The 18,388-nt window shown below is 63.6% G+C and carries 19 protein-coding genes; 10 read left to right on the top strand and 9 right to left on the bottom strand.

Features of this window, described 5'->3' with window-relative positions; genetic code table 11:
- Positions 1-43 precede the first annotated feature (43 nt).
- The 6 genes from fdh3B to AAD018_RS16380 form a co-directional block, all read right to left on the bottom strand.
- Positions 44-637 (bottom strand): formate dehydrogenase FDH3 subunit beta, encoded by a 594-nt coding sequence (gene fdh3B / locus AAD018_RS16405; protein ID WP_367315763.1) that lies wholly within the window; start codon positions 635-637, stop codon positions 44-46.
- 13 nt (positions 638-650) lie between these two features.
- A complete protein-coding gene (locus AAD018_RS16400; protein WP_367315764.1) occupies positions 651-3,701 on the bottom strand; it encodes a formate dehydrogenase subunit alpha in 3,051 nt (1,016 codons plus the stop codon).
- A 98-nt stretch (positions 3,702-3,799) separates the two neighbouring features.
- Entirely contained in the window at positions 3,800-3,997 is a 198-nt protein-coding gene (locus tag AAD018_RS16395) for a twin-arginine translocation signal domain-containing protein (protein WP_367315765.1), read from the bottom strand.
- 51 nt (positions 3,998-4,048) lie between these two features.
- Positions 4,049-4,660, bottom strand: a complete 612-nt coding sequence (locus tag AAD018_RS16390) for a TorD/DmsD family molecular chaperone (RefSeq protein WP_367315766.1) — start codon at positions 4,658-4,660, stop codon at positions 4,049-4,051.
- On the bottom strand, positions 4,657-5,289 hold the full coding sequence (locus tag AAD018_RS16385) for a DUF3306 domain-containing protein (protein ID WP_367315767.1): 633 nt from the start codon (positions 5,287-5,289) through the stop codon (positions 4,657-4,659). The genes AAD018_RS16390 and AAD018_RS16385 overlap by 4 nt, the downstream gene beginning before the upstream one ends.
- A complete protein-coding gene (locus AAD018_RS16380; RefSeq protein WP_367315768.1) occupies positions 5,286-5,849 on the bottom strand; it encodes a DUF3305 domain-containing protein in 564 nt (187 codons plus the stop codon). The genes AAD018_RS16385 and AAD018_RS16380 overlap by 4 nt, the downstream gene beginning before the upstream one ends.
- Positions 5,850-6,109: 260 nt before the next feature.
- Here AAD018_RS16380 and AAD018_RS16375 point away from each other — a divergent pair, with 260 nt between their 5' ends.
- The 5 genes from AAD018_RS16375 to AAD018_RS16355 all read left to right on the top strand — a co-directional run bounded on the left by AAD018_RS16375 (position 6,110) and on the right by AAD018_RS16355 (position 10,593).
- A complete protein-coding gene (locus AAD018_RS16375; protein WP_367315769.1) occupies positions 6,110-8,059 on the top strand; it encodes a 4Fe-4S binding protein in 1,950 nt (649 codons plus the stop codon).
- Between the two features lie 97 nt (positions 8,060-8,156).
- A complete protein-coding gene (locus tag AAD018_RS16370) occupies positions 8,157-8,348 on the top strand; it encodes a DUF6494 family protein (protein WP_367315770.1) in 192 nt (63 codons plus the stop codon).
- A gap of 3 nt (positions 8,349-8,351) precedes the next feature.
- Positions 8,352-9,410 carry an Mrp/NBP35 family ATP-binding protein gene (locus AAD018_RS16365; protein WP_367315771.1) on the top strand — a complete coding sequence of 353 codons (1,059 nt, stop codon included), beginning with the start codon at positions 8,352-8,354 and terminating at the stop codon, positions 9,408-9,410.
- Positions 9,407-10,105: a biotin/lipoate--protein ligase family protein gene (locus AAD018_RS16360; RefSeq protein ID WP_367315772.1), complete on the top strand. Its 699-nt coding sequence runs from the start codon at positions 9,407-9,409 to the stop codon at positions 10,103-10,105. Before AAD018_RS16365 ends, AAD018_RS16360 begins: the two co-directional genes overlap by 4 nt.
- Positions 10,102-10,593 carry a DUF6505 family protein gene (locus tag AAD018_RS16355; protein ID WP_367315773.1) on the top strand — a complete coding sequence of 164 codons (492 nt, stop codon included), beginning with the start codon at positions 10,102-10,104 and terminating at the stop codon, positions 10,591-10,593. The genes AAD018_RS16360 and AAD018_RS16355 overlap by 4 nt, the downstream gene beginning before the upstream one ends.
- 2 nt (positions 10,594-10,595) lie before the next feature.
- Here AAD018_RS16355 and AAD018_RS16350 read toward each other — a convergent pair whose 3' ends face one another.
- The 3 genes from AAD018_RS16350 to AAD018_RS16340 are packed head-to-tail and all read right to left on the bottom strand — an operon-like array spanning position 10,596 to position 12,813.
- The gene (locus AAD018_RS16350; RefSeq protein WP_367315774.1) at positions 10,596-11,402 is read right to left on the bottom strand and encodes an ABC transporter substrate-binding protein; all 807 of its coding nucleotides are present in this window, start codon (positions 11,400-11,402) and stop codon (positions 10,596-10,598) included.
- Positions 11,402-12,115, bottom strand: coding sequence for an ATP-binding cassette domain-containing protein (locus AAD018_RS16345; RefSeq protein WP_367315775.1), 714 nt, complete (start codon positions 12,113-12,115; stop codon positions 11,402-11,404). Before AAD018_RS16345 ends, AAD018_RS16350 begins: the two co-directional genes overlap by 1 nt.
- Complete coding sequence (locus AAD018_RS16340; protein ID WP_367315776.1) at positions 12,109-12,813, bottom strand: ABC transporter permease; 705 nt, start codon at positions 12,811-12,813, stop codon at positions 12,109-12,111. The genes AAD018_RS16345 and AAD018_RS16340 overlap by 7 nt, the downstream gene beginning before the upstream one ends.
- 316 nt (positions 12,814-13,129) lie before the next feature.
- On the opposite strand from AAD018_RS16340, the gene AAD018_RS16335 reads away from it, so the two are divergent.
- The 5 genes from AAD018_RS16335 to AAD018_RS16315 all read left to right on the top strand — a co-directional run bounded on the left by AAD018_RS16335 (position 13,130) and on the right by AAD018_RS16315 (position 18,353).
- Positions 13,130-13,867, top strand: a complete 738-nt coding sequence (locus tag AAD018_RS16335; protein ID WP_367315777.1) for a 5-oxoprolinase subunit B family protein — start codon at positions 13,130-13,132, stop codon at positions 13,865-13,867.
- Complete coding sequence (locus tag AAD018_RS16330) at positions 13,864-14,865, top strand: 5-oxoprolinase subunit C family protein (RefSeq protein ID WP_367315778.1); 1,002 nt, start codon at positions 13,864-13,866, stop codon at positions 14,863-14,865. The genes AAD018_RS16335 and AAD018_RS16330 overlap by 4 nt, the downstream gene beginning before the upstream one ends.
- Entirely contained in the window at positions 14,862-15,614 is a 753-nt protein-coding gene (locus AAD018_RS16325; RefSeq protein ID WP_367315779.1) for a LamB/YcsF family protein, read from the top strand. The genes AAD018_RS16330 and AAD018_RS16325 overlap by 4 nt, the downstream gene beginning before the upstream one ends.
- A gap of 82 nt (positions 15,615-15,696) precedes the next feature.
- Positions 15,697-16,926 (top strand): putative DNA modification/repair radical SAM protein, encoded by a 1,230-nt coding sequence (locus AAD018_RS16320; RefSeq protein WP_367315780.1) that lies wholly within the window; start codon positions 15,697-15,699, stop codon positions 16,924-16,926.
- Positions 16,926-18,353 carry a UdgX family uracil-DNA binding protein gene (locus tag AAD018_RS16315; RefSeq protein WP_367315781.1) on the top strand — a complete coding sequence of 476 codons (1,428 nt, stop codon included), beginning with the start codon at positions 16,926-16,928 and terminating at the stop codon, positions 18,351-18,353. The genes AAD018_RS16320 and AAD018_RS16315 overlap by 1 nt, the downstream gene beginning before the upstream one ends.
- The last annotated feature ends 35 nt before the right edge of the window (positions 18,354-18,388 follow it).

Genomic DNA, 18,388 nt, shown 5'->3' with positions numbered 1-18,388 from the left:
CAAAGGGGCGCCCTCGAAAGGACGCCCCGAACCCTGGCAGCGCTCAGCCGCCCTTTTGATCGTAGGCCGTGCCCCAACCCCAGGCGCCCGATCCAAAGCCGCGAGCCACGACGCGCTCGCGGTAGATGTTGGACACCGTGTCGCCGTCCCCGGCCAGCAGCGCCTTGGTCGCGCACATCTCGGCGCAGATCGGCAACTTGCCCTCGGCGATCCGGTTGCGCCCGTATTTGGCGAATTCCGCCTGGGAGTGGTTTTCCTCCGGGCCGCCCGCGCAGAAGGTGCACTTGTCCATCTTGCCGCGCGATCCGAAATTACCGGCCTGCGGGAATTGCGGCGCACCGAACGGGCAGGCGTAAAAGCAGTAGCCGCAGCCGATGCACAGATCCTTGGAGTGCAGGACCACGCCCTCTTCGTTCTGGTAGAAGCAGTCCACCGGGCAGACGGCCATGCAGGGCGCGTCCGAACAGTGCATGCAGGCCACCGAGATCGAGCGTTCGCCCGGCTTGCCGTCCTGGATGGTGACCACCTTGCGGCGATTGATCCCCCACGGGACCTCGTGCTCGTTCTTGCACGCGGTCACGCAGGCATTGCATTCGATGCACCGTTCCGCATCGACGAGAAATTTAGCTCGTGCCATTTCCCATTCCTCCTTACGCGACCGAGATCTTGCAGAGAGTGGCCTTGGTCTCCTGCATCTGGGTCACTGAATCGTAGCCGTAGGTCTGTGCGGTATTGGTGCTTTCGCCCAGCACGTAAGGGTCGGCGCCTTCGGGATATTTGTCCCGCAGATCCACGCCCTCCATGTGGCCGCCGAAGTGGAAGGGCATGAAGGCAACGCCTTCTCCCACCCGCTCGGTGACCATCGCCATGACCTTGACCTTGCCGCTTTCAGGACCCTCGACCCAGACCTGCGCGCCGTCGCGCACACCCAGATTGTTGGCATCACGCGGATTGATCTCGACGAACATGTCCTGCTGAAGCTCGGCTAGCCACGGGTTCGACCGGGTCTCGTCGCCGCCGCCCTCGTATTCGACCAGACGGCCGGAGGTGAGGATGATCGGAAAGCCTTCGCTGAAGTCCCGCTCCTGGATCGACGCGTACATGGTCGGCAGGCGGTAGAACTTTCGGTCCTCGTAAGTCGGATAATCCGCCACCAGATCGCGCCGGTTGGTATAAAGCGGCTCGCGGTGGATCGGCACCGGATCGGGGAAGGTCCAGACGACCGCGCGAGCCTTGGCATTGCCGAACGGCGCGCATTCGTGCGCGATGGCAACCCGCTGGATCCCGCCCGACAGGTCGGTCTTCCAGTTGACGCCCGCCGCCCGCTCGTTGAAGTCGGACGGGAACGGCGACATGGACTGCTCGCCCACCTCCTCGTTCGACGCCTGATTGCCGGAAGGCGAGGTGATGCCGTCCTGATTGTCACCATCGTCGGAATTGCCGACCTCGTTCTCGATGACATTCTGGGTCACGATCCCAGCGACACGGGCAATCGACTGACGCTCCTCGTCGGTCAGATCGCCGTCCCAGCCCAGATCCACCAGCATCTGATAGGTGAATTCCGGATAGCCATCCTGGATCTCGGAGTTCGCCGAATAAACGCCTTCGGCCAACAGATTGTCGCCGTCCCGTTCGACGCCAAAGCGGGCGCGGAAGGTCAGACCCCCTTCGGAAACCGGCTTGGACATGTCGTAAAGGTTGGGCGTGCCCGGATGATTCATCTCGGGCGTGCCCCAGCAGGGCCACGGCATCCCGTAGTAATCGCCATCAGCCGGTCCGCCATTGGCGCGCAGCGTCGTTCTGTCGAACGTATGCTGGTTGGCCATGTGCTTTTTGATGCGCTCGGGCGACTGGCCGGTATAGCCCACCGTCCACATGCCGCGATTGAACTCGCGGGTGATGCTTTCGACATTGGGCGTCTCGGCATCTTCCATCTCGATATTGCGCAGAAGACGGTCGCCGAAGCCAAACTTGTTGGCGAATTTAGCGATGATGACGTGATCGGGAAGGCTTTCGAACAGAGGCTCCACAACCTTGTCGCGCCACTGGATCGACCGGTTCGACGCGGTGACAGAGCCGCGCGTTTCGAACTGCGTACAGGCCGGCAGCAGGTAGACGCCATCGGTACGATCCTGCATGACGGCCGAGACGGTGGGATAGGGATCAATCACGACCATCATGTCGAGCTGTTCCATCGCCGTCTTCATTTCCTTCATGCGGGTCTGCGAATTCGGCGCATGCCCCCAGAGAACCATCGCCCGCACCTTGTCAGGCTGGTCCGTATTCGCCGGATCCTCCAGCACGCCATCGATCCAACGCGACACCGGGATCCCGGTGAGGTTCATCAGGCTGGCATCCTTGCCCTCGGCGTCTTTTGTGGCCTGGAACTGACCTTTGAGCCAATCCAGATCCTCGTCCCAGACGCGCGCCCAATGGGCCCAGGCACCGGCGCTCAGGCCGTAATAGCCGGGCAGGGTGTGCGACAGAACGCCAAGGTCGGTCGCGCCCTGCACGTTGTCGTGGCCGCGGAAGATGTTGGTGCCGCCGCCCGCAACGCCCATATTGCCCAGCGCCAGCTGAAGCACGCAATAGGCGCGGGTATTGTTGTTGCCGTTGGTGTGCTGGGTGCCGCCCATGCACCAGATCACGGTGCCGGGGCGGTTGTTGACCAGCGTGAAGGCGACGCGGCGCAGCTGCTCACCCGGAGCGCCGGTAACGCGTTCGACTTCCTCGGGCGTCCAGTTGGCGACCTCGTCGCGGATCTGGTCCATGCCCCAGACACGGGTGCGGATGAATTCCTTATCCTCCCACCCGTTCTCGAAGATGTGCCAGAGGATCCCCCAGACCAAAGCGACGTCGGTGCCGGGCCGGAAGCGGACATATTCATCCGCATGGGCTGCCGTGCGCGTAAAACGCGGATCGCAAACGATCAGCGGCGCGTTGTTCTCTTCCTTGCCCTTCAGAACATGCAGAAGCGAAACGGGATGCGCCTCGGCGGGGTTGCCGCCGATGATAAAGATCGCCTTGGACTTGTGGATGTCGTTGTAGCTGTTGGTCATGGCGCCGTAGCCCCATGTATTCGCAACACCCGCAACGGTGGTCGAATGGCAGATCCGCGCCTGGTGGTCGACGTTGTTGGTGCCCCAATAGGCGGCGAACTTACGGAACAGATACGCCTGCTCGTTATTGTGCTTGGCCGAACCCAGCCAATAGACGCTGTCAGGCCCGCTTTCTTCGCGGATCTGCATCATGCCGTCGCCGATCTCGTCGATCGCCTGCTCCCAGCTGATGCGCTTCCACTCACCGCCTTCTTTCTTCATCGGGTATTTCAGGCGGCGCTCGCCATGGGCGTGCTCGCGAACCGCAGCGCCCTTCGCGCAGTGGGCGCCGAGGTTGAAGGGGCTGTCCCAGCCGGGCTCCTGACCCGTCCAGACGCCGCCCTGCACTTCGGCCAGGACCGTGCAGCCCACCGAACAGTGCGTGCAGACCGTCTTAATCGTCTCGATCGCGCCCGAAGCGGCCGTCGCGGCGGTCGCCGGTGTGACCGTTCCGCCCGTGGCGCTGATCGCGGCAAGGCCGCCGATGGCCAGACCCGATCCGCGCAGGAAGGCGCGGCGATCGACCGTCGCCTCCTTGATATCAGACAGAAGGCCGGTGCGGCTCGTGTGTCTGGGTGCGCCGTTTGTCTTTTTCCGTAGCATATATCCCTCCCTTGCTGCCCGTCCGGGCTGGCTGGGTGTGAGTTAAGGTCGGTGCGCGTCTCCCCAATCGACGGCCCCGCATGTGTCTCAGCGCCGTGTCAGAAGCGGGCGCTGTCGAAATAGGCGCGGGTATGCGCGGTGTCCTGCATCGTATCGGAGGTCAGATCGACGGCCTCTTCCGGTGCCGCCTCGGCACCCGATGCGCTCAGCGCGACCACAGCCGCCGGAGCAGAAGCGCCCGCCAGCTTCAGAAAATCCCGGCGGTTCTTCGCGCGGTCTTTAACCTCTTTTGTCATCCCTCGTCCCTTTCTCATTTCAAGGCGGTCAGATCCGCCGTTGCGGCCTCGTCAGGCCGTCGTCAGTCTGAAGGCTTCCGCCTCAATTTCCATGAACACTCGTCCCACACGTCCTACCGATGCATAGAGAACCGAGGTCTTCGCCCCTTCCAGATCCTGGAAGAAATGCGCCGCCCACGGCCCGATATGCTTGTTGAAAAACGTCTTCTGATCGCCCAGCGCGGCTGGCGTGCCAAAGCGGCCTGCGATCATGCCGCCCATCATCTCCATCAAAGAGGCGATGTTGTCTTCGGGCTCGAACACATTCTGCGCTCGCGTGATCCCGCGCGCCGCCATATCGCCGCGCAGGGCCGCCAGCGGCTTTTCGTTGAGGAACCCGGTCAGATAATAGCTGCCATAGGGCAAAAGCTCTCCCCGGCCCAATCCGATGAACAGCGCGTTGAACTCCCGCTCCACCCCCTGGGGCGTGCTGACCTTCGCAACCTTAGCAAGCGATCCAATCGCCTGACCCAGATCGCTGTCATCGCCCGACAAGGCGGCTGTCTGATCCAGAAGCACCCGATCCGCCGGAGCCGACAGGATCAGCCCCAGATAATTGTAGAGATCCGCGCGCAGCCGGTCCTCTGCGGCAACCTCGATCGTCCGGGCGGGTTCGGCTGTCATGCGGTCGCATCCTCGTCGAAGGCAAAGTGCATCCGTCGGCGAGGGCTCGGGCCCTCGGCGTCGTCGGCACTGGTTACGGAAGCGTCGTCAGCAAATTCGTTAATGACGCCACGTTCACAATCTCCGGGTGATTCGTCCACCATTTCCCCGACGTTATCTTCAACCTCAGGGTCGGACTCGTGGTCTTCGGGCATCAAATCGGCGTCATCCACCGCCTCGTTCTGCGCCTTTGCCTCCATTTTCAACACATGATCGAGCATCCCCTTGCCCACCTGATAGGCGGTCTGAAGATTTTCCACCACGGTCGCGGCATCGGTGAAGTCTCCGCCGTAATCGACCAGCCCGTCCACATTGGCGAGCGTCGGATTGGTCCGCCAAAGACGGCGCAGCGCCCGGCGGCGGATCCGGTCTGGCACCATCCTCGACATGAACGCCGTCACATCATCGCCCATCTGAAGCGTATCGGGATCCGGCAGCTCCAGCGTCTCGAGGATTTCCTCGTCGGTCTTCTCTTCCAGCGCGGCAAGCTGCTCGGCCTCCGTCCGGGCCTCGGCAACGGCAACCTCCCCCTGCGCCTCGGCCTCGACCCGCGCGCGGCGGGCCGACCAGAAATCGGTGCGCCCCGTCATGCCCGCGCCTTCTTGCCCGCCGGAGAGCGATAGACATCCGTCATCTGTGCGATCCTCGGATCCCCGATTCCATCCTCGACCGCATCGGTCCGATGCTTGTCTCGGCGCCGCTTGATGAACACCTCGTCCTCGTGGTGCGCCTCGACGAAATCCCGGATCAGCGCAATCAGCCCGCCAGGCATCTGCACCTTCTCCACCAGATCGTCGCCGTTATCCGCGTAATCCTGCGCCTCATAAGGCGACGCGGTGGCCAGCACGATCTCTAGCGGACGATCCGCAACCCCCGTCTGCCGCATCACCACATAGATGCAGGGCACCTTGGCCGACAGCCCATGCAGGTAAGCCTCGGTATCGGACCGGAACAGCTCCAACGGCACGGTCGCGGCATGATAGTCGACCGCATCCCCATCCCGGCGCAGCTCTTTCCACTCCGCGGCAGCCGCTCCCGGCAGCACAGAGACAGCACGCCAGCTCCACGCCGCCCACCGGGTCACACCCGGTATACGGCGGAGTACAATCCCAAGAGGGAGAGTCTGCCCGTTGTGTCGTTCCGTCTTCAAACTATGTCCCCTGACATAAAAGTGGTGCTATCTTGCGTTATACACAAGTCGGACCACAAGTCCCTTAACTAAGGTTAACGGTTCCTTTACGACTATCGTATAAGCGACTTCTACGGGAGCGAGACAAACCGACGCGCCACCGCAGGTTATGTGTTGCTTTGACCCGTCGTCCTTCTGGTGTGCTGTTTACCATTTTGACAAAACGTGGCTTTACTAGCCGCCGCGCTCCATCAATCCCGTCTTGAAAAGGCCGCCCCGCGATGTCCAACCGTCTGCTTTTGTGCACTTGTCTGGACAGTCAGTCCATTGACCCGGACCGCATTGAAAAGGCGACCGGTCTTGCCTGCCAGGGCGTCCACACTGCGCTCTGCACCCGCGAAATCGCGGCCGCCGCCGACGCTCTGTCCGCCGGAGACGTGATCGTCGCCTGCCAGCAGGAACGCGCCCGCTTCGAGGAGCTCGCCGCCGAAATCGGCGCCCCGATCCCCAGCTTCGTCGATATCCGCGACCGCGCGGGCTGGACCGACGACACCGCCTCCACTGCGCCCAAGATGGCCGCGCTCGCCGCCGAGGCGCTGATCGCCATCCCCGACCCGCGCGTTGTCGATATCGTCTCCGAAGGCCTCTGCCTCATCATCGGGACCGCCGAGACTGTCCTGCCCGCCGCCGAAACGCTGGCCCAGACGCTCAGCGTCACGGCTCTGCTCACCGATGGCCTCGACACCGACCCGCCCGCCGAGGTCGACGTGATTCTCGGCACGCTCAAACGCGCAAGTGGCGCGCTGGGCGCGTTCGAGGTCCGCATCGACGCCCTGCAGCAACGCATCCCCGGCGGGCGCGGTGCGCCGACTTTCACCGAGCCTAAGAATGGCGGCGTCTCGGTCTGCGATCTCATCCTCGATCTGACCGGCGGCACCCCGCTTTTCCCCGCCGATGCCAAGCGCGAGGGCTACCTGCGCGCCGATCCCGGCAGCCAGCCTGCCGTCGCCAAGGCCGTTTTCGAGGCAGGCCAGATGATCGGCACCTTCGAAAAGCCGCTCTATGTCCGGCTCGAGGAATCGCTCTGCGCCCATTCCCGCGCAGAAAAGCCCGCCTGTTCCAACTGCATCGGCGTCTGTCCGACCGGCGCCATCACCTCCGCCGGGGAACATGTCGCTATCGATCCGATGATCTGCGCGGGCTGCGGCGGCTGCTCCGCCGTCTGCCCGTCGGGCGCCATTACCTACGACGCGCCGCCCGTCGACACGATCTTTCGCCGCGTCCAGACGCTCGCCTCCACCTTCCGCAAGGCAGGCGGCACGGCGCCGCGCCTTCTGGTCCATGACGCATCCCATGGCCGCGAGATGATCGCGCTTGCCGCCCGCTATGGCGCGGGTCTGCCCGCAGACGTCATCCCGCTCGAGGTCGAAGCGCTCTCCGGCTTTGGCCATGCCGAGATCCTCGCGGCTCTGGCCAGCGGCTTTGCCTCCGTCGATCTGCTGCTCTCCCCCCGCACCGAACGCGACGCGCTGGACCGCCAGATCCCCCTGGCCGAAGCCATCGCGGGCCAGCCCGTCCGCCTGCTCGACCCTGCCGATCCCGACGCGCTCACCGACCTGCTGAAGGATGCGCAGCCGCCCGTCACAGCCGATCCCGTCCTGCCCATGGGCTCGCGCCGTCAGGTCGCCCGCATGGCGGCCAAGGCCCTCAACCCCGGCGCCGAAATCCTGCCGCTGCCCGAAGGCGCCCCCTACGGCGCCGTCCTCGTGGATACCGACGCCTGCACGCTCTGCCTCTCTTGCGTCTCTCTCTGCCCCTCGGGCGCGCTGGGCGACAATCCCGACCTGCCGCAGCTCAGGTTCCAAGAGGATGCCTGCCTGCAATGCGGCCTCTGCGCCAATATCTGCCCCGAGACGGCCATCACGCTCGAGCCGCGCTTTAACCTCACCGACGAGGCCTTCGATCAAAAGGTGCTCTACGAGGAAGAACCCTTCGCCTGCATCGAATGCGGCACGCTCTTCGGCTCCAAATCCACGGTCGAGCGCATCACCGAGAAACTCGCGGGCAAGCATTCGATGTTCTCCAACCCCGAGGCCGCGCGCATGATCCAGATGTGCGACAAGTGCCGGATCAACGCGCAATATCACTCCGACAATAACCCCTTCGCCGCGGGCGACCGCCCCAAGGTCCGCACGACCGAAGACTACCTGAGCAAGCGCAAGGATCACTGACACTGGCGCGCCCCCGCCGGGGCCTTATGTCCTGCCATGGTACGGGGTAGCGAGTGCGGATCTGGTCTCAACCGACCGAAAGAAAAGGAAAAGCCCGATGGACGAAGACTTCAACATGAGCATGCGCAAGTTCCTCAAGCAGGTGGGCGTCACCTCGCAGCAGGCCATCGAAGGGGCGATGCGCGACGCGGACAGCGCCGGGAAAACCTACGAGGCGAAGGTCGTTCTGACCGTGGACGGTCTCGATCTGGAACATGTCGTGACCGGCACCATCAAAGGGCAGAGCTGATCCGTGACCACCCGTGACGACGTCCTCGAGACGCTGAAGACCCTGACCGATCCCGCGACCGGTCAGGACATTGTCGCCGCCGGCATGGTGCGCGCGCTGACCGTGAATGACGGGGCCGTGCGCTTCGTCTTCGACATCGACGGCAGCCGCGCCAAGGAACTCGAACCCGTCCGCGCCGAAGCCGAGGCCAAGGTGAAAGCGCTGGACGGCATCGCCTCCGTGTCGGCGGTCATGACCGCTTCGACCCCGCCGCCGCCCGATCTCAAACCGCAGAAAGCGGCGCAGCCGAAAGGCCCCGAAAAGATCCCTGGCGTCGACCGGATCCTTGCCATCGCCTCGGGCAAGGGCGGCGTGGGCAAATCCACCGTCTCCGCCAATTTGGCCTGCGCGCTCGCCGCCGAAGGCCGCCGCGTCGGTCTGCTCGATGCGGATGTCTATGGCCCCTCGCAGCCCCGGATGCTCGGCATCTCGGGCCGCCCGGCCTCGCCCGATGGCAAGACGATCCTGCCCCTACGCAATCACGGCGTCACCCTGATGTCGATCGGCCTAATGACCAACGACGACCAGGCGGTCGTCTGGCGCGGCCCGATGTTGATGGGCGCGCTGCAGCAGATGATGATGCAGGTCCAGTGGGGCGCGCTCGATGTGCTGATCGTCGATCTGCCGCCCGGCACCGGAGACGTCCAGATGACCCTTGCCCAAAAGGCCGAGGTCGACGGCGCGATCATCGTCTCCACCCCGCAGGACGTCGCACTGATGGACGCCCGCAAGGGCATCGACATGTTCAACCAGCTCCAGACCCCACTTCTGGGCATGATCGAGAATATGTCGACTCATATCTGTTCCGAATGCGGTCACGAGGAGCATGTCTTCGGCCATGGCGGCGTCGCGGCTGAGGCGGAAAAGCTGGGCATCCCGCTTCTGGCCGAGATCCCGCTCCATCTCGACATCCGGCTGGCGGCGGATGGCGGCGCGCCCATCGTCGTCTCCAAACCGGACAGCCCCCAAGCCGAGGGCTTCCGCGCCGTCGCCCGCAGACTCATCGCAGGCGGCCACGCATGACCCAGCTGACCGTTCCGCCGCTCTTCAGCGCCGAGGCGGTCCCCGGCGCAGACCCGTTCGAGCGCGCCTGCGCACAGGCCGCACTCGGCTGCGATGCCGGTCTCGTCACCCACGCCATCACCGATACCGATCTGCGCGCGGCCATGGTCTTTGCCCCCGAGGTCCCGCTGCTCAAGGCGATGGCGATGCTGCCGCTTTGCGGCATCGGGTTCCAGAACGCGCTCGGCGCACTCGCCCCGCCCGAAGTGGCCGTCCATCTCGATTGGACTGGCGGGATCCGCCTTAACGGCGGCGCGTGCGGGGCCTTGCGCATCGCCGCCTCTACCGGCGCCCTGCAAAAGATCCCGGACTGGCTCACCGTCGGTCTGCACCTGCCGCTCTGGCCCGAAAACGACAGCCCCGCGACCCCCGACGAGACCACGCTCTATGCCGAAGGCTGCGCGGACGTGGACCCCGCCCGCCTGACCGAGGCTTGGGTCCGCCACACCCTCGTCTGGATTAACCGCTGGACCGACGAGGGGACCAGACCGCTCCATTCCGAATGGCGCCCGCTCGCCCATGGGCTGGGTGAGGAGATCACCCAAAACGGCCTCACCGGCACCTTTACCGGCGTCGACGAAGACTTCGGCATGCTCCTGAAGGACGCCAAAACCACCCACCTCATCCCGCTCACGACTTGTCTGGAGACGCCATGAAACTCGCCCGCGCGATCCATTTCGACGAAAGCGACCAGTGCGTCTTCCACTCGCCCGCCCGCACCGGAGAATGGTGCATCCCGGGCGGCTTCGAGTTCTCCAACTGGTCCGAGGCAGACCTGACGGGCAAGGCCAAGCAGGCCTTCACCAACGGCTGGCTCGGCATCGAAACCTTCGGCCGCGTCACCTTCGTCGCCGTCGCCCAGATCGAACCGCATGAACGCGAGACCCTGATCGCGCTGCTCGCGCATCACTTCGTCGCCTATTATGGCGCGCCCGATACGGACGCCGCCCGTCCGACCGCGACGCAAGAGATCAACGACATGATCGAGCTTTGCGAAGACCACGCGCCCAATACCGTCCTGACCGTGGGCCGCGAGCTGACCGAGGCGGGCGTGCGCGAGGCATTCAGCATAATCGACGCGCCCGAGGCGACGCTCGACCAGTTCGCCGTCCACGGCTCACTCGACGAGCCGCACCAGCACTGATCTCAGCTGCCCTGCGCGTTGAAAGTAAAGAGCTTTTCACCCTCGATCGTATAGAGGTCGATCAACCGCGCCGCACTCTCGCTGACAAGCCAGGCCTCGACCTGCCTAGCCAGATCCGCCTTCACATGATCATGCCGCGCGGGATTGACCGGGATATAGGCATATTGGTTGAACAGCATCGCATCGCCGTCGAAGAGGACCGCCAGGTTCCCCTTATTGCCAAAGTTCAGCCAGCTCGCCCGGTCCGATAGAATGTAGGCGTCCATCGCCGACGCCGTGTTCAGCGCCGCGCCCATGCCCGCGCCCACCGCGCGATACCAGTCGCCGAAGCGCGGGATATCCATCTCGGCCAGCTCCCACAGATCCAGCTCGCGCTTATGCGTGCCGCTTTCGTCGCCCCGGCTGACGAATGGCACCTTGGCCATCGCGATAGCCTGCATCGCATAGACGATCCCGTCCTTCTTCGCGACGCCCGCCGGATCGCCTTGCGGCCCGATTAGAACGAAATCGTTATACATGATCTCCCGCCGATGCGTGCCGTATCCCGCCTCGACAAAGGCGTCCTCGGCCGCCCGCGAATGGACGAGGATCGCATCGACATCACCCGCCTCGCCAAGCCGCAGCGCCTGACCCGTTCCGACGACGAGAAGCTCGACGGTGATCCCAGTCTCCTCTTCAATCGCGGGCAGCAGGATCTCGGCCAGTCCCGAATTGTGGAACGAGGTCGTCACCGCCATCTTCATCTCCTCGGCCGCAGCACAGACGGCAAGACCGGCAGCCAGAACAGCGGACAGGACAGGCAGTTTCATCAGACGATATCCCCTTTCAGGAACGCCCCGGCTTCGGGCGTTGCCGGACCCGCAAAGAAAGGCTCCGCCGGTCCCATTTCGTGAATTTTACCGTTTAAAAGGAACACGATGTCGGTCGCCAATCGGCGCGCCTGACCCATATCGTGGGTCGCCATCACGATCCGCGTACCGCGCTCGTGCTCAACCTTCAAGAGTGCTTCGATATCCCGCGTCGCTCTCCCGTCGAGATTGGCGCAAGGCTCGTCCAGAAACAAAAGCTCCGGCTCGCGGATCAGTGCCCGCGCCAAGGCCAGCTTCTGCCGCTCCCCGCCCGACAGCTGCGTCGCGGGCCGGTCCAGCGCTTCGGTCAGATCGATCCGCGCTGCCCACCCTTCGGCCGCCGCACGCGCGTCAGCCTTCTTCGCCCCGTGCAAAAGCAGCGGATAGGCAAGGTTATCCCGCACCGACCGCCGCATCATCACCGGCTGCTGGAACACATAAGCCTGCCGCTTGCGGACGGCCTCCATTCCGGCGGCCCAGACGGCCTCTCCCTCGGTCAGCCGCTGCAGCCCGTGCAGCGCCCGCATCAGGGTTGTCTTGCCCGACCCGTTCGGCCCCATGACGATGGTAAACCCCTCGGACCCCACGGTTAGATCGACCGGCCCCAGCAGGCGCTTTCCCCGCCGCCGCACCACCGCGCCGCGCAACTCCAGCGGAAGGATCGATGTCACCATCGCCCCTCGCTTTCCGTGCGCCCGACCCAATGGATCGCCAGGTTCACAAAGATCGCCAGCCCGATCAGGACGAACCCCAGCCCCAAAGCCAGCCCGAAATCGCCCTTCCCGGTCTCCAGCGCAATCGCCGTCGTCAGAACCCGCGTCGCATTGTCGATATTGCCGCCGACGATCATGATCGCCCCGACCTCTCCGATGGCCCGTCCGAACCCGGCAAGCGAGGCGGTCATCAGCGCCCGCCGCCCGTCCCAAAGCAGCGTCCGGATGCGCTGCCCCTTCGTCGTGTTCATCGAGATCATGAGGTCGTGATATTCAGCCCACAGATCCCGGATCGCCTGATGCGCAATCGACGCGATCAGCGGCGTGATGATGATGACTTGCGCGATGATCATCGCCGCCGGCGTAAAGAGCAGCCCGAACACCCCGAACGGCCCTGACCGCGACAGCATCAGGTAAACAATTAGCCCGACCACCACAGGCGGCAGACCCATCAGCGCGTTCAGAACCGCAATCGTCGCCCGCCGGTGCCGAAACCGCTGGATCGCCAGCAGCGCACCAAGCGGCAGAGCGATTGCGCTCGCAATCACCACCGCCGTCACCGTCACCTGCAGCGACCGCAGCGTGATGTCGATCAATTCAGGGTCGAGCGTGACGATCAGCCAGACCGCCGCTTTCATCCCTTCCCAAATCTCGGTCATTCCCCGCCCCGGTCTCCTTGGCCGCCGCGTCATCGCAGAAGCTGCGCCCCAAGGCCAGCCGGTTCGCCTCAACAATCAGGCTCATCCCGCGCGGATTGTTGAGCGGTGTTGCGCCGGAGAGCGGACGCATCGTTAACCCGGGCCCATGCCGAAAATCCACCGACCAGATACCGACGTAATACCGACCCGATACCGAACGCCCGATCTCAGCAAATCGCCTTTGTTAACTACCGATTCGCAGGCTCTTGCGGTCGTTGCCTCTACCAGACGGCCTCCGCACTGGCCTTTCCCTCCCGGCTCGGCAATTCTGAGGGCGATGACACCCGCCACCGACTTCCCCCGCATCGCTCCGCTCGGCCTCGAAGGCGTGCTGGTCAGCTTTGCCGATCGCCTTGATCTTAAAGCAAATTCCGCCGCCATCGCCTTCCGATCGGCCCTTGAGGCGGACCGCCCCGATGGCGTCACCGAGACCTCCGTCTCCCTCGCTTCCGTCCTTGTCTGCTGCGACGCAACCGTCACCGATCCAGACGATCTTCTCGAAGCCCTCCGCGCTCGCGTCAAAGCCGTCGACTGGTACGCCGAGGGCCTGCCCAAAACCCGCAAACTCTGGCACATCCCCGCCGCTTTCGATCCGGAACTTAGCCCGCAACTACCTGAAATGGCGGCTCTTTTAGATATGTCTGTCTCGGATCTCACCACCGAGATTCTGGCCGCCCCCTTGCGCGTTCTGACCATCGGCTTCGCCCCTGGCCAGCCCTATCTCGGCGCTCTGCCGGGGCATTTGAACCTCCCCCGCCAGACCGACCTGACCCCCAAGGTCCCCGCCGGAGCACTGGTCTGCGCCGTTCGCCAGATCACGCTCTTCACCGCCCCCGGACCCACCGGCTGGCGTCATATCGGCCAAACCGCCTTCCGCCCGTTTCAGCCCAAGGCGGAGCGTCCATTCCCCCTCAGCGCAGGTGACGAGGTCCGCTGGCGTTCTGTTTCAGCTTATGAAATCAAGAGCCTACGGGATGATCCCATGGGCGGCGCTACCCACGAGCCCGCACCATGACCGCGCATCTGACACTCACCAAGGCCGGCCCCGGAGCAACCCTGCAGGACAGGGGCCGCCCCAGCCAACTCGCCGGAGGCGTCTCACGAGGCGGCGCGGTCGATCCTCTGGCGCTTCTTGAAGGTGCGCTCCTTTTGGGGCAGGACACCGACGCCGCCGCCATCGAGCTTGCAACAACACCGATCACGCTGCGCACCGGCCAACATCCTGCGATTATTGCACTTTCCGGCGCGCCGATGCGGACCGATCTGGCCTGGAACGCCACGCATTTCCTCCCTCCGGAGACCGAGCTGACGCTCCAGCCGGGCCGCGACGGGATCTACAGTTACCTCCACATAGCAGGTGGCTTCCGCACCGATCTTGTCCTCGGCAGCCGCTCGATTCACCTCAAGGCAGGCATCGGCCAGCCCCTGCAAGCCGAAGACCGCCTTCCCTACGACCCTAAAACCAACGCGACCGCCGACCTTGTTCTTAATACCAACCGTCCGGATCAGAACGCCCCCATCCGCATCCTCTCCTCGGTCCAGACCGCCCTTTTCGCCAAAGAGGAGCGCGTCCGATTCGAGGCCACGCGCTTCACGCCTGATCCCAGATCGACCCGCAGCGCCCTCAGATTATCGCACGATACCAAGGGCTTTGAGGCCAACGGCCAGCTCGATATCCTCTCCGAGGCGACCCTTCCCGGCGACATCCAGATCACCGGTGACGGCACCGCCTATGTCCTGATGCCAGACTGCCAGACGACCGGCGGGTATCCCCGCATTGCGGCCGTGATCCCTACCGATATGCCGCGCCTCGTTCAGACGCCGCCGGGTAAGCCGCTAACCTTCCGCTTCGTCTCCCGCGAGGAGGCGCTCACCCTCCACCGGACTGAAATGGCGCGTCGCAAGACGCTTCCCAAGCAGATCGGCCCGCGTCTGCGCGATCCGCGGGATATTCCGGATCTGCTGTCATATCAGCTGATTAGCGGCATTACAGCCGGGCGGGAGGAGCCATGAAAGTCGATCTCAACGCGGATATGGGCGAAAGCTTCGGCGCCTGGACCATGGGCAACGATGCGGCACTGCTCGACATCGTGACCTCGGCTAACATCGCCTGTGGCTTCCATGCAGGCGATCCCGATGTCATGGCCCTCACCATGGCGCTCGCGGTTCAGAAAGGCGTCGGCATCGGCGCCCATCCCGGCTTTGCCGATCTCAAGGGTTTCGGACGCCGCCGTCTGCCGATCCCGGCGAAAGAGCTTGTAAATGCAATGACCTACCAGCTTGGCGCCGCCCAAGGCATGGCCCGCGCAGCAGGCGGGCAAGTCCGTCACTTCAAGATCCACGGCGCCCTCAATAACATGGCCTGCGAGAACGAGGCGCTGGCCCGCACGCTGTTCGAGGCCGCGCTCAAGGTCGATCCCGACATTGTCATCGTCGCTCTTCCCGGCACGGCGATGGAGCCTGTCCTGACGGATCTCGGCTGCCAATGGGCGGCAGAGATTTTTGCGGACCGGGCCTATAACGATGATTTAACCCTCGTCGACCGATCATTGCCGGGTGCCGTGCTTCACGATCCCGCCGAAGCGGCAAGCCGAATGGTCGACATGGTCAAGACCGGTAAGATCCTGACGGCCAGCGGCAATCGCATTCCCGCGCGAATCGATACAATCTGCGTACACGGAGACGGACCCGAGGCGCTGGCCATCGCCAGATCGGTTCGAAACGCACTTGAAGCGGCCGACGTGACCGTCGCGCGTCTTTAAGCCCACTTTGTTCCTCCTTTCTTAAACCACTGCGACAACCTCGACCTTGTGCCATACGGCATGTGAACATAAAGTGAACGCCATGGCCAAGCGCACGCTCCAAGACAAACTGGCGATCCTGTCGGATGCCGCCAAATACGACGCTTCCTGCGCGTCCTCCGGTACATCCAAACGTAATTCGCTCAAGGGAGGTCTCGGCTCGACCGAGGGGTCCGGGATCTGCCATGCCTATGCACCGGACGGGCGCTGCATCAGCCTTCTGAAAATCCTGCTGACCAACTTTTGCATCTATGATTGCGCCTACTGCATCAACCGCGTCAGCTCCAACGTCGAACGCGCGCGCTTCACACCGGACGAGGTCGTGCATCTGACGACGGAATTCTACCGCCGCAACTACATCGAAGGTCTGTTCCTCTCTTCCGGCATCATCCGTTCGCCCGACTACACGATGGAGCAGATGGTTCGCATCGCCAAATCGCTGCGTCAGGAGCATCTTTTCCGCGGCTATATCCATCTCAAAACGATCCCGGATGCGTCCCCCGAACTCATTGAAGAGGCGGGGCTCTTCGCCGATCGCCTGTCAATTAACGTAGAGCTTCCGACCGATCAGGGCGTCAGAGCCTATGCCCCCGAAAAGGACCCCGATCAGATCCGCCGTGCCATGGGCGATCTGCGACTGAAAAAGGCGGAATATTCAGAGAAAACCCATACCGGTCGCCGTAAGGCGAAGTTCGCGCCCGCCGGTCAATCGACGCAGTTGATTGTTGGCGCTGATGGGGCTTCGGATGCCACGATCCTGCAAAACTCCACCCGCCTTTACGGCGCTTACAAGCTCAAGCGGGTCTATTACTCCGCCTTCTCGCCGATCCCCGACGCCTCGACCGCCTTGCCGCTGATCAAACCGCCTTTAATGCGCGAACACAGGCTTTATCAGGCGGATTGGCTGATGCGGTTCTATGGCTTCGAAGCTGATGAGATTACCGAAAAACAAGGGGATATGCTGGACCTCGCAGTCGATCCGAAGCTGTCCTGGGCGCTACAGAACCGGCATCTTTTCCCTGTCGATCCCAACCGGGCGAGCCGCGATATGCTGCTTAGGGTGCCGGGCTTCGGCACCAAGACTGTTAGCCGGATCCTCAACGCCCGCCGAACCAAGAGCCTGCGCTACGATGATCTGACCCGGATCGGCGCCAACATGAAGAACGCGCGCTCCTTCATTACCGTCTCCGACTGGACGCCGGGCCAGAGCCTCGATGCGGAGAGCCTGCGCGCCCGGTTCGCGCCGCCGCCGGAACAGCTTCAGCTGATCTGATGCGTCAGATCCAGCTGCCCCGGATCGGCACGTTCGAGGCGTGGCGCGGCAGCGCCCGCGACTTTGCGACGATGCGCACAAAGCCTGATCGCGTCGATTGGTATCTCGAAGGCGACAGCGCCGGATTCCTTATCACCGAAACCGGCCCGATGTCCGAGGCGCGCCATAAGGTCACCGCCTCCAAGCAGTTCCTGGAACTGGCCCGGACGGTTACGCATCATTCTGCAAAAGACCGCTTTTCAAGGCTCTACCGCGTCCTTCTGCGCCTTCAGACGACCCCCAGACTACTCAAGGATCGCGGCGACGCCGAAGTCGCGCATCTTGAAAAGCTGGCCAAGGCGGTTCGGCGCGACATGCACAAGATGAAGGCCTTCGTCCGCTTTCAGGAAATCGCCTCCGATACGGATCGCCGCGCCTTCGCCGCCTGGTTCGAGCCCGATCACCACATCTGCGAGCCGATCTCAGGCTTCTTCGCCCGCCGCTTCGCCGATATGGACTGGGTGATCGCAACGCCCGCGATGTCGATCCAGCACAAGGATGGTCAGATCACGCTTGATCCGACGCCCGCCAGCAACCCCAACCTCAAGGACGCGACCGAGGATCTGTGGCGGACCTATTACGCCAATATCTTCAACCCGGCGCGGCTCAAGATCAAGGCGATGACCGCCGAGATGCCCAAGAAATACTGGCGGAACCTTCCCGAGGCCGAACTCATTCCCTCCCTGATCGCAGAGGCCGAGGCCAAGACGCGCGCCATGCAAGACGCCGCGCCGACCTTGCCGCCTCTGCGGGCCGAACGGATCGCAGCCCAGCCTAAGGTCAAGGATATGGATCTTCTCTCAGCCGACACTCTCGACGGCGTCAAAGCCGAAGCCAGCACCTGCACGAGGTGTCCCCTTCACGCGAATGCCACTCAGCTCGTCTTCGGCGAAGGGCCGCAGGATGCGGACCTGATGATCGTCGGCGAACAGCCCGGCGACATGGAGGATCTGGCAGGCCGCCCCTTCATAGGTCCCGCCGGGCGGCTGTTTGACGAACTGGCAGAAAGGGCCGGGCTCGACCGCTCGCAGACCTATGTCACCAATGCGGTCAAGCACTTCAAGTTCACCCTCAAGGGCAAGCGGCGCATTCATCAATCCCCTTCGACCGGAGAGATCGATCAATGTCGTTGGTGGCTCGCGCAGGAGATCAACCTGATCCGGCCTAAGATGATCCTATCGATGGGGGCAACCGCACTCAGGGCGACGACCGGCAACGGCAAGGGCATTCTCAAACGGCGCGGAGCGATCGAGGGCGGCCAGGATGGCATCCCTGTCTTCGTTACCGTTCATCCCTCCTACCTGCTGCGATTGCCCAACGCGGCGGAACGCGCCCGCCAGGAAGATCTCTTCGTGACGGATTTGTCTCAGGTTAAAGCGGCGATTTGACAACGCAGGGATGCAAAAGTTCACTGTCGCTTAAT

The organism is Aestuariibius insulae, from assembly GCF_040783535.2.
GTDB classification, from domain to species: domain Bacteria; phylum Pseudomonadota; class Alphaproteobacteria; order Rhodobacterales; family Rhodobacteraceae; genus Aestuariibius; species Aestuariibius insulae.
Note: the sequence above shows the minus strand (reverse complement) of the source record. Positions and strands in the feature narration are given on the sequence as shown.

What these genes read in the sequence shown, in the direction of transcription:
- AAD018_RS16370 (WP_367315770.1), top strand. Translation starts at nt 8,157, where the DNA reads ATGGACGAAGACTTCAACATGAGCATGCGCAAGTTCCTCAAGCAGGTG.
- AAD018_RS16375 (WP_367315769.1), top strand. Translation starts at nt 6,110, where the DNA reads ATGTCCAACCGTCTGCTTTTGTGCACTTGTCTGGACAGTCAGTCCATT.
- AAD018_RS16315 (WP_367315781.1), top strand. Translation starts at nt 16,926, where the DNA reads ATGCGTCAGATCCAGCTGCCCCGGATCGGCACGTTCGAGGCGTGGCGC.
- AAD018_RS16335 (WP_367315777.1), top strand. Translation starts at nt 13,130, where the DNA reads ATGACACCCGCCACCGACTTCCCCCGCATCGCTCCGCTCGGCCTCGAA.
- AAD018_RS16345 (WP_367315775.1), bottom strand. Translation starts at nt 12,115, where the DNA reads ATGGTGACATCGATCCTTCCGCTGGAGTTGCGCGGCGCGGTGGTGCGG.
- AAD018_RS16400 (WP_367315764.1), bottom strand. Translation starts at nt 3,701, where the DNA reads ATGCTACGGAAAAAGACAAACGGCGCACCCAGACACACGAGCCGCACC.
- AAD018_RS16340 (WP_367315776.1), bottom strand. Translation starts at nt 12,813, where the DNA reads ATGACCGAGATTTGGGAAGGGATGAAAGCGGCGGTCTGGCTGATCGTC.
- AAD018_RS16360 (WP_367315772.1), top strand. Translation starts at nt 9,407, where the DNA reads ATGACCCAGCTGACCGTTCCGCCGCTCTTCAGCGCCGAGGCGGTCCCC.
- AAD018_RS16385 (WP_367315767.1), bottom strand. Translation starts at nt 5,289, where the DNA reads ATGACGGGGCGCACCGATTTCTGGTCGGCCCGCCGCGCGCGGGTCGAG.
- AAD018_RS16355 (WP_367315773.1), top strand. Translation starts at nt 10,102, where the DNA reads ATGAAACTCGCCCGCGCGATCCATTTCGACGAAAGCGACCAGTGCGTC.
- AAD018_RS16350 (WP_367315774.1), bottom strand. Translation starts at nt 11,402, where the DNA reads ATGAAACTGCCTGTCCTGTCCGCTGTTCTGGCTGCCGGTCTTGCCGTC.
- fdh3B (WP_367315763.1), bottom strand. Translation starts at nt 637, where the DNA reads ATGGCACGAGCTAAATTTCTCGTCGATGCGGAACGGTGCATCGAATGC.
- AAD018_RS16320 (WP_367315780.1), top strand. Translation starts at nt 15,697, where the DNA reads ATGGCCAAGCGCACGCTCCAAGACAAACTGGCGATCCTGTCGGATGCC.
- AAD018_RS16330 (WP_367315778.1), top strand. Translation starts at nt 13,864, where the DNA reads ATGACCGCGCATCTGACACTCACCAAGGCCGGCCCCGGAGCAACCCTG.
- AAD018_RS16390 (WP_367315766.1), bottom strand. Translation starts at nt 4,660, where the DNA reads ATGACAGCCGAACCCGCCCGGACGATCGAGGTTGCCGCAGAGGACCGG.
- AAD018_RS16395 (WP_367315765.1), bottom strand. Translation starts at nt 3,997, where the DNA reads ATGACAAAAGAGGTTAAAGACCGCGCGAAGAACCGCCGGGATTTTCTG.
- AAD018_RS16325 (WP_367315779.1), top strand. Translation starts at nt 14,862, where the DNA reads ATGAAAGTCGATCTCAACGCGGATATGGGCGAAAGCTTCGGCGCCTGG.